11 protein-coding genes and 1 tRNA gene are annotated in these 13,124 nt (G+C 38.4%); 6 read left to right on the top strand and 6 right to left on the bottom strand.

Annotated features, from left to right (window positions below; translation table 11 throughout):
• The first annotated feature begins 12 nt into the window (after positions 1–12).
• Genes AAHM81_RS00370 through AAHM81_RS00360 form a run of 3 tightly spaced genes read left to right on the top strand, consistent with a single transcriptional unit; the run spans position 13 to position 1,699 of the window.
• Positions 13–648 (top strand): hypothetical protein, encoded by a 636-nt coding sequence (locus tag AAHM81_RS00370; protein WP_342265398.1) that lies wholly within the window; start codon positions 13–15, stop codon positions 646–648.
• Between the two features lie 2 nt (positions 649–650).
• Positions 651–1,043, top strand: a complete 393-nt coding sequence (gene secG, locus AAHM81_RS00365) for a preprotein translocase subunit SecG (protein WP_342265397.1) — start codon at positions 651–653, stop codon at positions 1,041–1,043.
• A 41-nt stretch (positions 1,044–1,084) separates the two neighbouring features.
• Positions 1,085–1,699: a hypothetical protein gene (locus tag AAHM81_RS00360; protein ID WP_342265396.1), complete on the top strand. Its 615-nt coding sequence runs from the start codon at positions 1,085–1,087 to the stop codon at positions 1,697–1,699.
• 318 nt (positions 1,700–2,017) lie between these two features.
• Here the strand turns inward: AAHM81_RS00360 and AAHM81_RS00355 are convergent, their stop codons facing one another.
• Positions 2,018–2,947, bottom strand: a complete 930-nt coding sequence (locus AAHM81_RS00355) for a hypothetical protein (RefSeq protein ID WP_342265395.1) — start codon at positions 2,945–2,947, stop codon at positions 2,018–2,020.
• Positions 2,948–3,130: 183 nt separating this feature from the next.
• Complete coding sequence (gene priA / locus AAHM81_RS00350) at positions 3,131–5,620, bottom strand: replication restart helicase PriA (protein WP_342265394.1); 2,490 nt, start codon at positions 5,618–5,620, stop codon at positions 3,131–3,133.
• A gap of 169 nt (positions 5,621–5,789) precedes the next feature.
• Between priA and AAHM81_RS00345 the strand changes: the two genes are divergently transcribed.
• On the top strand, positions 5,790–5,966 hold the full coding sequence (locus tag AAHM81_RS00345) for a hypothetical protein (protein ID WP_342265393.1): 177 nt from the start codon (positions 5,790–5,792) through the stop codon (positions 5,964–5,966).
• On the opposite strand, the gene AAHM81_RS00340 is transcribed toward AAHM81_RS00345, so the two are convergent.
• A complete protein-coding gene (locus AAHM81_RS00340) occupies positions 5,937–6,734 on the bottom strand; it encodes an exonuclease domain-containing protein (protein ID WP_342265392.1) in 798 nt (265 codons plus the stop codon). The genes AAHM81_RS00345 and AAHM81_RS00340 overlap by 30 nt on opposite strands.
• Before the next feature lie 184 nt (positions 6,735–6,918).
• Between AAHM81_RS00340 and mutY the strand changes: the two genes are divergently transcribed.
• Entirely contained in the window at positions 6,919–8,022 is a 1,104-nt protein-coding gene (gene mutY / locus AAHM81_RS00335; RefSeq protein ID WP_342265391.1) for an A/G-specific adenine glycosylase, read from the top strand.
• A gap of 65 nt (positions 8,023–8,087) precedes the next feature.
• Complete coding sequence (gene rfbB / locus AAHM81_RS00330; RefSeq protein WP_342265390.1) at positions 8,088–9,086, top strand: dTDP-glucose 4,6-dehydratase; 999 nt, start codon at positions 8,088–8,090, stop codon at positions 9,084–9,086.
• A 1-nt stretch (position 9,087) separates the two neighbouring features.
• Here rfbB and AAHM81_RS00325 read toward each other — a convergent pair whose 3' ends face one another.
• The 3 genes from AAHM81_RS00325 to AAHM81_RS00315 all read right to left on the bottom strand — a co-directional run bounded on the left by AAHM81_RS00325 (position 9,088) and on the right by AAHM81_RS00315 (position 12,997).
• Positions 9,088–11,253 (bottom strand): hypothetical protein, encoded by a 2,166-nt coding sequence (locus AAHM81_RS00325; RefSeq protein WP_342265389.1) that lies wholly within the window; start codon positions 11,251–11,253, stop codon positions 9,088–9,090.
• A 293-nt stretch (positions 11,254–11,546) separates the two neighbouring features.
• On the bottom strand, positions 11,547–12,887 hold the full coding sequence (locus AAHM81_RS00320; RefSeq protein WP_342265388.1) for an ATP-dependent Clp protease proteolytic subunit: 1,341 nt from the start codon (positions 12,885–12,887) through the stop codon (positions 11,547–11,549).
• Between the two features lie 38 nt (positions 12,888–12,925).
• A tRNA-Gln gene (locus AAHM81_RS00315) sits at positions 12,926–12,997 on the bottom strand.
• Positions 12,998–13,124: the final 127 nt, after the last annotated feature.

Below are 13,124 nucleotides of genomic sequence, written 5' to 3'. Positions count from 1 at the left end.
ATTATTTTTACCATGCAAGTTCAGAAACTATTAAAGCTATTGGAGCAGCCTGCAACGCTCTCACCAGCAGATGTGCCCGATTTAGAAGCACTTATACAAAGATATCCCTATTTCTACTTAGCCCATGCACTGCTTGCTAAAGCAACCTATATACAGGAAAAAGATGTGGAAAAATATACCGTTCAACGGGCTGCTACTTATGCCATTGACCGCAAACATTTGCGCGCATGGTTGGAAAACAAGCTTTCCCTACCACCCATTGCTAGAAACGCCAACATTCAATCTACGCAAAATACATCTACTACCGTTAATAATTATTTAGAAAATATTACTAAAAAGTCTCTTAAAAAGAGTACTAATGAAAACAGCATCAAGCAGTTTTCTATTATAGACACCATTTTAAATAAAAATTTACAGTTTGATCCCTGCATGGCAGCCATGCCCTTAACTGAGGAATCATCTGTAGATCTTTCTGAACAGGCCACTACTTTAGACAATCGTTTTGCAACGGAAACATTAGCTAAGTTAATGGTTCAACAAAAAAAATATAAACGTGCCATTGAAATTTATAACCACTTAATGTCCAAGCATCCTGAAAAAAAATCGTATATTGAGGGCATCATCTCTAGCTTAAATAGTGATCTTTAGTTATGTCTATATTCAACCTGCTTACTATACTTATTATTATCGTAGCCATTTTATTGATTGGCGCTATTTTACTACAAGAGCCCAAGGAACGGATCGCTCCTTCAGGTGGAGGCGCCGCTTCTGTGCAGCGTATTGGTATTAATCAAAAAGCAGATTTTTTAGAAAAAGCCACCTGGGTACTGGTAGGTTTATTGCTTTTTTTAACCCTTTTGTCCGCTCTCTTTCTTAAAGATGCACCACAATCGCATAGGAGTCCCAATTTGGCTAAAGCACAGCAAGACCAAGCATTAAACCCCATAGCCCCTTCAAATACTACGGATGATGCACCTAAAGAGGATCAGCACGCTCCATCTCATGCAACAAATAGTGTTGCTAAAAATCAACTTGCAAGATAAAATCAGGTGGTAATTTTTGCTACATATAAAAGATTATGTATATGAAAGTAATCAATATAAAAAAATGCATGCTGCCATTTTTAGGCTATTTCCTGGTTCTAGATGCATCACATGCCATTGGGCTAGCCACAGGTCCATCTTTGGGGATAGCAGGGTTCCATACTAGTTTTAACTCAAAACAGCAACTCCAAAAAACTTCTATTAACAATTTGGCACTGCAAATCGGAGGCTTTGCCAAGCTGGATGTTTGGCTTGTATATGCTAAGTTAGATGCCTTCTTTGTATTAGATTGGCGTAAATTGCCTCATAAACTAAACCGTGACCATTTTCAATACATTACCCTACCTTTGACGCTTGGCGTTCCGCTTTTTAGTCTGTTTCGTCCTCATGTTGGTCTTATCTTTCGCGTACCCTTGAGTGGACTAGATGATTCAAGTTTTACAGGGAACAAACTTATAGCAAGCTATAAAGAAAAAATCAATGGTTATATATTAGGTTTGGGTATAGATCTGGGAAATATTGTAATGGATATCTGTTGGGAGTTTGCGCGGTTATCTATAGATAGAAGTTCTATAAGTGCTGATCTAATGGATGGCAATAAAGCCTATAGACCCAAGCAACTTACGCTAAGGGTTGGTTATGATTTACTCGGTTAATAAGGAAGTATCGGTATCCATTCAGAGGGCCTATACCCATAAGGTCTAGTTGTTTTTATTTAGTATTTATTCACCACTGTGGCAGAAAATACGTTTTTTCTAGCTTTTCGTGAATATCCATTCATCACTGTGATTACGTTTTTCTGAAAAAGAAAATAGCTGACCAAGTACCCGTCCCGCGTCTCCTTCGATAAAAAATGGCGCTCTAGTAAAACACTAACAGCTGAGCGATATCTTTTTTAGCGGATTAGAAAATCGTCTGTTTGAAGCCCGCTTGCGGGCTGAGTTTACGATTTTCCCACTGAAAAACATATCGATTCATCTATTTACTATCGGGCCAGGCTTTTTATCGAAGGAGATAAGGGGCCCAGCCACAGGCGTGAATAGATACGAATTTTTAGATCGGCATATCGGGTGAATATAAAGTCTTTTTGATTTATATGGGGAGTCTTTTGGAGGTATATACTCAATAACGTAATCATTTTCTTTCTTTTCTAAACGTTTTTTTTCTAAAATACGATAACCGTTATCTTTGTCCTTAATAAGAGTCATTTCCTTATTTTTGTTTTTGTTTTTGTTGCTCTTGGGATGTTGTCCATTAAACCTTTGTTTAGGCCTTTTTGTATTTTCATGAAACATCATATGGTAGATGGTGATTTTGTTAGGATTATTGGTATTGGTGTTCATTATGATTTTCAGCCTTCCATTAGGGTGTAGCTCTCTTGGAAGGTATAACTTTTCTTGAGGGGATAATCCTTCTTGTTTGTCGGTATTTTTCAATACCAATACTAGGCTAGCATTAGCCTGTATGCCTCGGCCGTTTTTTAAGTTGGTGAAATACTTATCCTGATCTCCTGTTTTTACTACATATTTTAGAAAATCAATTACACCCTCCATATCATGGGTTGCTTGGAGGTGCCATAACGTATCATCTTGTAAGTCTTTGTAGGGCATTTCACCTTTGTCTTTAAATTTTCTTATTGTATCGCTATCCTTGATATTTCTTGGACGCCATCGTGTTAGTCTGCTCGTTGGTTTCAGGCAGTTTTGGTAATTATTTTGCAGGTAGGTATTGGTGACTCTATCTAGCCACTGTTCGTCCTTGATAGTAGTTAGAGCTGGTGGAGTGTCGTTTCGGTTAACTTTGCTAGAGACAACATCGGAATAGAGTCTCTTATTATTAGGGTAGGAGAAATAAGGCGTACTGCAGGAGGTAATTAAAGTAGCTAAAATAATTCCTATAAGCATATTAATTAAGAAGTTAAGAGATCCCTTTAGGGGATAGTTGGTTGATGATTATATTTATATTTTTTATTGAGTATGAACACTTTGCAGGTATTGTGTAAAATTTTGCATACCACCGCGTACAGCTTAATATCCATTTAAAAATAATTATTTTATTAAAATTTCTAAAATTTTGCAAGCGATTTATTAAATCGGATCAATATCTAATACTATTTTTATATTTCTATGTGGTCCTTTACCCAGTGTATGTTTACAAGCGCTCTTTAAGGCTGCTTTGGTGTTTTGTAAACTATTTGCATTTTTACTGGTTATTTTTAAAAATAGATCTAGTAAAAAATGATTTCTAACCTTATCAACCAATGGTTTTTGAGGGCCTAGTACCATGCTCCCAAACTGTTGTTCTAATATGGTTTTTAGTGCAATGGCTCCTGATTGCAGCGTGGAGGCGTTGGTACAACTTAGGCTTAGTTTAATCAGCCTAATATAGGGGGGGTATAGAAATCGCTTTCTTTCTGCTAATTCAGATTTATACATTCCTTCGTAGTCACCATTGGCTAGGTATGCAAACAAAGGATGATGGGTCTGACTGGTTTGAATAAACACACTGCCTTGTTGGTTGCGTCTACCTGCTCTTCCTGCTAACTGTGTAATCAGTTGAAAACATTTTTCGTTGGATCGAAAATCAGGAAAGTAAAGCAGCCCATCTATGTCTAGTATGCCTATTAGGCGTATATTGGCCAAATCCAACCCTTTCGCCATCATCTGCGTGCCTACTAAAATATCTATTGACCCTGAGGTGACTGCTTTTAAAATGGATTGGTAGCTGCTTTTCCCTTTTGTGCTATCTAAATCCATACGACCAATCTTTTGTTCCGGAAAAATAAGTTGTAAGCTCTCTTCTAGTTTTTCTGTACCAAACCCTATGCTATGTAGTTGGTGTGATCCACAATGGTTACATGACCCAAAAGGAGGCGTAGCATAGTCGCAATAATGACAGCGTAGTTGATGCACTTCTTGGTGGTAGGTAAGGCTTACTGCGCAAGTAAGACAGCGGGGAATCCATCCACAAGCGGCACATAAAAAATAGCGGGCATACCCTCTTCTGTTTTGAAAAATCATCGCTTGGCCACCTTCTATATTATTAGTTTGGAGCTTAGATAGCAGCGTAAGCGAGAAATTCTCGCGCATCGCTTTACGCTTTTTTTCTATATTTAAGTCAATAAAAAATAATTTAGGAGGGCTTGCGGAGCCAAATCTATGGCCTAGTGTTACTAGACCATACTTTCCAGATTGGGCATTATAATAGCTTTCTACCGAAGGTGTGCCCGAACCTAGTAAAACGTTTGCTTGATGCTGTTGGGCCAATAGAATGCTGCTCTCTCGTGCATGATAGGTAGGCATTGCATCCTGTTGTTTATAGGCAGGGTCGTGCTCTTCATCGACAATAATGAGTTGTAGCGCCTTAAAAGGTAGTAAAACGGCAGAGCGTGTGCCTATTACCAATAAAGGGGGGTGGTGTAACACACGTGACCATGTCTTTAAACGTTCTTTATGTGATTGTTTCGAATGGTGCACCACCAACCAGTCTCCTAAGAAAGGTCTGATGCGTTCTACTATATGTGTTACCAAACCTATTTCTGGCACTAAAAGCAATACTTGTTTTTGCTGGCGCAAGGTGGATGCAATCAAATGCATATACAACTCTGTTTTGCCGCTGCCTATTGCACCGTGTAGGAGTACAACTGCTTTTTTAGCAAACGCTGTTTGTATATCTATGAATGCTTTGTTTTGAAATGTGGTTAAGGTAGCTAATGGTGCTAAGGGTTCTGTAAAAGTTGATACGGGTAACTGGTTTAGATTGGCTTTTATTAAAATACCTTTCTTTAACAGCGTGTGAAAGGCAGACTTGGAATAAGCTACAAGCTCTTGTTTAGAAGCATATTGGATGAACTTACCTTTGTTGGATAATAAATAAGCTAGAAGGGCTTGTTGTTGGGCAGATCGTGGTGCTAGCTGAGTGATGGTAAGGCGCTTTAGATCGAGGGTAGGAGAGAGGGTAAAATAGGGATTGTCCTCATCGGTCGGATCGATGGCGACTGTGGCAGTTGCCCGGATCCAGTTTTTAGATAGTAAGGAGATAAGCGCCTTATTGGCTTCTTTTGGCACCATGAGTTGAATAATGGATTTATAAGATAAGGGTTGGTATTGTAGCGCATTGATAATAGCCCGCTCTCCAAATTCCATTTCTAAGGGCAATTTTGTTGTTGAAGCTTTCGAAAAAGGGCTAATGGCTTGTTCGTTGGTTGATGTTTCATTTTGGTTAGTAGGCCTATTGACTTGAAAGACTACATGGTTAGGGAGGTTGAGGAATTTGGGCCATGCCATGGATAAGGTTTCCCCTAGGGTGGATAGGTAATAATCCGCCATCCATTCTAGGAATGCCAATTGTTTGTGTGTAAATAGGGGTGTTGAGTAGATTACTCCTAATACATCCTTGGTGGGGTAGGTGGGGGCTGTGCAATGGCATTTCAAAACAACAGCCAACAATAGCTTACCGTTACGTAATGGTACGAGTACACTGCTGCCTATAGCTACCATACTTTGGTATAGTAGGGGAATATGGTAGGTTAAAGGCTTAATGGGAAGCGGTAGTATAACATCTGCAAATTTTTTCAAGTGGAATGCAAGTTTTTAAAAAGGAAATGATATGCTTTTTTCTTGAAAAAAGCAGCGTATCTATTCACGTCACTGGTTAATAATGAATTGTATTCCACTTTTTTCTTGATAAAAAAGTGGGTAAAAAATCAAGCCCTCGGCAAAAAGTTCCGGAACCCATCCCTTACAGATGGAAAAACAGAAGTCGACCGCTGCGCGGGCTTCAAAGGAAGCTGTTTTTCCCAATCATCTGCAAGGGGTGGGTTCTATTTCGAAACTTTTTACAGGGGCATTTTATCACTATGGCCATAGTGTTGGACAGATACAAAGCAGTATATTACATGATCCCCATTTTAATTTGTGTTAGTTTACGTTTGGTATCCAAAGGAAAATCTCCTTGAATCATCCAATTATAGTAAGAGGGTTCTAGTTTGAGCACTTCGGCTACTGTTTTTCCTTTGTGTTTGCCAAAGTTAAAGGTAGGGATATGTTGCTCGTTGTAAACAATTCTGCCTGCAAAATCAACCATATTGGTATTGGTTAAATCATGTAAGGTAGCTACATCATTTTTTATAATCCCTAATGTATTGCCTAAAGCATCTACTACAGACTGATTTTCATATCTTTTTACTTGCTCTACCAATATCTCTAGTGTGGCTTCTATATCTACCATGGCATTATGGGCCCCTTCTAGCTCCTTTTGACAATAGAATAGATAGGCTGCTTTTAATGTTCTTTTTTCCATTAGGTGAAACAGTTTTTGCACATCTACAATCTTGCGATTTTCTACTTTAAAGTCTAAATCTGCACGCAAAAAGCTTTCTGCTAATATGGGTATATCAAAACGAAGTAGATTAAAACCAGCTAGATCAGCGCCCTTTAGAAAAGCAATCAATTCTTTACCGATTTGTTTAAAAGTTGGTTTGCCTTTTAGATCCTCTGCATAAATACCATGAATTAAACTGGCTTCAATAGGAATGGTTTGTTCTGGATCGACTCTTTTATAAAAGGTTAAGCGCTTCCCATCTGGCATCAACTTAATCATTGCAATTTCTACGATGCGATCATGTACTACGTTGGTACCCGTAGTCTCTAAGTCTAAAAAAATAAGTGGGTTGGTTAATTTTAAGCTCATAGTATCTTTTGCCCTTCTGATGCTTGGATGTTTATCTATAGCGAAAAAATGGCTGCTATACTTAAATTTTTGTATTTTCAGCCATTTATACATAATACCTATCCTACTATCTACTGAGGTATGTAGCAATAGGTTTTCCAAATATAATAAAATATGTATTACGCTGTTAGTTATTCTATTGCCTATGGTCATTAGTACGCTTACCCATGTTACCTTTCGTAAATTGTTGCTTGCTTGGTATGCCTCACATCAGCGTTCTTTACCCTGGCGTTTTACTAAGGATCCATATAAGATATGGTTATCAGAAATTATTTTACAACAAACAAGAGTAGCTCAGGGGTTGCCTTATTATGAGCGGTTTATAGCTAAATATCCTTCCGTAACCGCTCTAGCCAGTGCTACAGAGCAGGAGGTGCTACGTTTGTGGCAGGGATTGGGGTACTATAGTAGAGCACGGAACCTACACCATTGTGCGCAAACCATTGTTGCGCAACATAATGGCTTTTTTCCCACTAGTTATCAAGCATTACGAATGCTTAAGGGCATTGGACCTTATACAGCTGCAGCCATTGCTGCGGTTGCTTTTAAAGAAGTAGTTGCTGCGGTAGATGGAAATGTTTACCGTGTATTGGCACGTATTTTTGGCCTAACCTATGATGTGGGTACATCGCAAGGAAGGAAACAAATGCATCAATTTGCTACTCTATTGGTAGATCATTTGCAACCTGATACCTATAGTCAAGCTATTATGGATTTTGGTGCGCTCCAATGTACACCAGCATCTCCTTGTTGTGCTACCTGTATTTTTAAAAACTATTGTATTGCTTTTTATACTGATAGGCAGAAAGTATTGCCTGTTAAAAGTAATAAGCTACATAAAAGGATCCGTTATTTTGACTATTTCATTTTGACATATGGGGATGTTATATATATGAAAAAACGTATAAAAAGTGATATTTGGAAAGGGATGTATGATTTCTATTTATTAGAAAATGAGCAGCGTTTGGTTGTAAATCAGATGAATGATCCTTTGTTTTGTCTGGCCCAAAAACATCACTTACCTGTTGTTACTTTTGAAAAAGAGGAGCGCCATTTGTTGACCCATCAGAAGTTGTTGGTAAAATTTCATAAAATAGAGGTTACGTCAGCTTTCTTGCAAGAAGCAAACCATCTATTCAATCAATTTTCTTTGGTATCATTTAATCGCGCAGAGATTGAAACTTTACCCAAACCTATATTGATTCAAAATTTTTTAAAAAAGTTGAACGATTGCACAGTATTTGAATAGCCCTTTAGGCCACAAGCAGATGGGTATACTAATGATGTTATTCATTTTTTCAATAACTTGCTGTTATGCAAAAGTTATTGGTAACGGGTGGAGCTGGTTTTATAGGCTCCCACTGTATTGAGTTGTTGTTGAAGAAGTATCCTGATTATTATATTGTTAACTTAGATAAGCTCACCTATGCTGCTCGTCTATCTTTTGCGCTTCAGGAGCGGCCCAATTATTATTTTGTAGAAGGAGATGTTGCCAACTTTGTATTGGTCGGGGAATTGTTTCAAACATTTAACTTTGATGGCGTCATTCATTTGGCTGCTGAATCGCACGTAGATAGGTCAATTGTTGATCCCCTGCTTTTTATCAAGACCAATGTAGAAGGAACGGGTGTGTTGTTGCATGCAGCTTATAACCATTGGTTTAAAGCACCAGGTCAGCCACGCCATGCGCACCATAGGTTTTTGTATGTTTCTACCGATGAGGTCTATGGTGCATTGGATGGGCGCAGTAAACCATTTACAGAAACCGCTCCCCTTGCACCAACTAATCCCTACAGTGCTAGCAAAGCCGCAGGAGAATGTCTAGTCAAGGGTTATGCCCATACTTATGGACTCCATACGGTTACTACCCGCTCAACCAATAATTATGGACGTTATCAATATCCAGAAAAGCTGATTCCTATGGTGGTAAAAAATGCATTACAGGAACAGTCTATTGCATTACATGGAGATGGAAGTAGTATTCGAGACTGGTTGCATGTGGAAGACCATTCTAGAGCTATTGATTGTGTTTTTCATAAAGGACAAAGTGGCCAATCTTATAATATTGGTGCCAATGAAGAACGGACCAATCTTGAAATCGCATTGATGATTTGCCAAATACTGGATCGTGTAAAGCCACTAAGTGGAAAATCTTATACTTCCTTGATTGGGTTCACTGCCCAAAGAGCTGGCCAAGATAGACGATATGCGCTTGACTGCACAAAAATTAAAGCAACACTGGGATGGGTACCATCTATTAGGCTGCAAGAGGGCATAGAGGCGCTTGTACGTAGTCAACTATTCAGCGATTAATTCAGCTATTGTTTTCACAAACTTGTAGTGCCTGTTCCACTGCATTTTCCAATGCTTCTACAATTTTAGCATTTAAATATTTTTTGGCCAGTTCAATATCTATCGTAAGGGTTTCTTGGGCCATATACCTTAGCTCATCTAGCTGGGTATAGCTTTTCGCATGCCGTAGGTCATAAAGCCGTTCAGCTAGTTTAATGCAAAGCACAAAAAGTTGCTCCCGGTTGATTACCTGTTTAAGCGCATTTCCAATATACAGCCCACATGGCTCCATGCTTTGACGGTCATGTACTGCTAAAATGCTCTCTATAAAAGAGTAGATACTCAGATCATAATTGGCCTTAATATAAGCAAGTGGTAAATCTGCATAATGGACTAAGTCATAAAGTAAAACAACGTAAATGGGCTCTGGATAAAATCGTATCCATTCTGCAACCAATTGTGCAATACCTATTGCGCGAATGTACAAGAGTTGCCCTGATGGGTGACGTCTAAAACCATAGCATCTTCTGGTCAATAGCAATATTTCATCTAATACAGCTTTACGTGCTTCGGATATTTCTAAAAGGTGATTATAAGATCTCACAAATACTTCCATCGATTGATCAATTTCTTTTTGGGTAATAGGAACATGTAAAGAGGGTATTTGGGCGATCATTGCATCTCGAATTTGCACTACATCACAAGGCAATACCATTAACATAGCCCTTTTTTGAGAAATAGGAAAGCGTAGGTAACCATAGTGGGCACGAACTGCTCGTTCTATGATATGCTTTTCAGCTTGTATCCGCTCTAAGTTTGTCTGACTGCTATGCCATTTAAGCGCCCTACCCTCTGTAATATCCTCATAATCATTTTTAATTTGTGGTAGTATCGTGGCAGGGGTAGTAGTGTTGCTGATTACCAGTGCTATAGCTGGAAAGCGCATTTCTGGGTGGACTTTTGGACTATGCTTTTGGGTATACTTTAAGTGAGTGGGATGTAATTGAATGTTTACAGAATCACCTTTTGAAATAGCTGGATTAGCGGTACGTAAAACAATAGGCACCAATGCTTGGATCATATGATTGATATCACATGTGATTTTTTTAGGAATAGCATTGTTTTTTATTTCTACCACCAGTTTTGGAGTTGATGAGGCCCTACCTTCTAGTGTGGTCTCTAGCTTGGAGATCAATTCAGCTATAGTAATCTCATTTGGTGCTAATGGTATATGGTCTATCGATCTGGCGCGCTGCTTTAAAAAAGTAGTAAAAGTGATAAAGTTGTTGATAATACTTTCAATGTCTTGCTGGTAAAGCGGTTTATTATCTAAATATGACATAAAGTCAGTAACGCCCTGCATCGTTTTTTCTACAGAAGGCCCACTGTCTGATGGGTTTTGACTTGCATTGTCCAAATGGGCGTTGGCATGCGTTTGTATAGGTTTATGGTTTTTGTTTTCTGTTAGGTTTACTTGATTTTTTAAGTAGCGATTGTACAGCGTATAGGCAGTTATTTTGCGTTTATTGTAAATAATAATGGCAAAAACGATTAAGCCAAATCCTAGTAGAGAGAGTAAAGAATCACTTGAAGCCAATAGCTGATCTACACCTATGTTGTAGATCGCATACAAAATTACTACTAGTGTAGTCACAACCAGTTTTATGCTAATATACAGTGGTAAAACAAATAAAGTGGCAGATAAATGCCCCACAGATAAAGTTAGGGCAAATTGAGGATCATGGAGATGAAACCAGTGCCAAAATATATTTACAGGAAGGCAAAGAATGGTGCATATGAGCCAAGACCGACCAATTTTCCAAGATGGGACATTTTTTTTTGCTGCAATTCCATAACCTATTAGCCAAATGCCTATAAAAAATTGGAATATATACCAGTAAATGGTCAGTCCTCCACTTATATAGTCCAATATTGTGGTAAGCAGAACGTAACATCCTGTACATCCAATTATCGCATCACTGGGCCGTAGTTTAGCCAATCTTTCTTGTATAGAAGTGGCTTGCAACGATTGTTTGATGCGACGTTTTGTACGCCTAATGGCGTGTTGAATGGCTTTGATTTCATAAGCAAATTGTTTGTGGTTTAGACTATGCTCTCCAGATGGAGCCGCACTTTGCTTAAGGTAATAAGCCACTATCAGGACCAATAGCAAAAAGGGTAATGCCATGAGGAAAGGTATATGGGATGACATCGTCAAACAAATTACGAGTTACTTAAACGCATTATAAAATATGATGCAACATAATAAAATTATAAGAATAAATTCAAGTATTTTAGTTGGATTGTTTCAAAAATTTAGTATCTGTATTGGATAATTTACTACTGGGGGAGGGATTTTCAATATTGAATGATTGGCAATTCTTCCAAGGTTCGTTTTTTCTGAGGAGGTTGGATGAGACAGCGTGCGTAAAATTAGCGTCAATTAGATATTGAGCAACCACATCGACTTGTAACAACTTGTTACTTAGTCACTATCTGATCTTTTCGACCAGGTCTGTGCCTATAGTCAAAATCGTGAGGCGCTAGCGCTTGGTAATATTCCTCTTCTGAAGATTGTTCCTTTCCTTTTCCAGCATCAAAGCCATAATGGTGCTTTATAAATTGTTCGAAAGTATAGTTGACTGCTTCTGGTAGGCTGCTTACCGCACTATTTTGAATACCATCAATTACGTAATCGACCCATTTAAGCTTTTTAGCTTTGTTACCATACTCCATCCAGTCCCCATACATAGACTTCTCGTAGAGCTTTTTATCAAATGCTGCAAGCGATATACCCATTTTTTTAGCTACCCTACTTCCTAAACGTTTCCAGATTTCATTAAGCTGCTCATAATGCTCTTTGGTTTCTCTGAGATTACCCCAAACGCAGGAAAAGGGCTGATGATGTAGGATTTTAGCATTTGGATAAGCATAAGATTTAGTGGCCAATGTGGTAATCATAGCTGCCATAGAAGCGGCGCATGTTTTTACAACCACGTAAACAGGTGCTTTGCTATGTTCTATTGCTTGTAAAATATTCCACCCTGCACTTATATACCCGCCTGGGGAATCACCAATGACCAAAAATATAGGGTATTCATTACTTTTATTATTAAAATAGTGAATTTGATCTACAATGTAATTTGCCTTCCAAGGTGTAATCGCCCCATTTAAGTCAATGCATCGATCCGAAAGGACTAAGGTATTGCTTTTCTTGATCAATGGGTCTTTTAGGTAAATAGGCTTTTTTTGAATATGCTTGTCTCGCGCTGCTTGGGCCTGTAAGGTTTCCATTTCTGCTTGTAATCGATGGGCAGCTTCTTGTAGTAGTTGTGTTTCTCCTTTTTCTAATTCTATTTTTTTCCCAATTTTAAGCAATTGACTGTCATACTGTTCCATTTGCATCATTAACTTAACTTTTGCTAGTTCTAGTTTGATGGCCAGTTTTTCCCTTTTCATGTTGAGCAAACGCATCTCTTTGTCATGCTCCCTGCGTACATTTTCATCCTCTATCTCCTTGTCTAGGCGTTGACGTTCTTTTTCAAGGCGAAGCTGCTCAATTTGAGCAATGATGGTGGAGAGTTGTTTTTCCAAACGTGCTCGATTGAGTGCATTTTCAGCTTCTAGATCACTTTGCAGCTTGTTTTTATTAGCAATGTTAGCTTTGTCGACATCAGGTACTACTTTTTGTATTGTAGGCGCTACAACAGCCGTTTGCTTATTTTTTTCCTGTTTTGCCAATCCTACATGAGCAGCCGTTAGTAACGTAAAACAAGGAAAGCCTACTCTTATTGCCCTGCGTATATGGTACAAACCTAACATCTTGATGATTTATTATGCTTTAAGGGGTTGCTTAAAAGTTGTCCGGCTAGGGGTCGAACCTAGAGTCTTCTGGACCAAAACCAGACGTGTTGCCATTACACTACCGGACAGTAATTAACTGTATGTAATTACAAATCTAATAATTTAATTGGAAAAAAGTAAGTAACCTCCTGTTTTTTATGGCTCAACTTTTATTTTATTATATTGGAGTAGATGGGATTTTATTCAAAAAAGTTG

It is taken from the genome of Cardinium endosymbiont of Philonthus spinipes (genome assembly GCF_964030745.1).
GTDB lineage: Bacteria > Bacteroidota > Bacteroidia > Cytophagales > Amoebophilaceae > Cardinium.
This window is presented reverse-complemented; position numbering and strand designations above follow the sequence as displayed.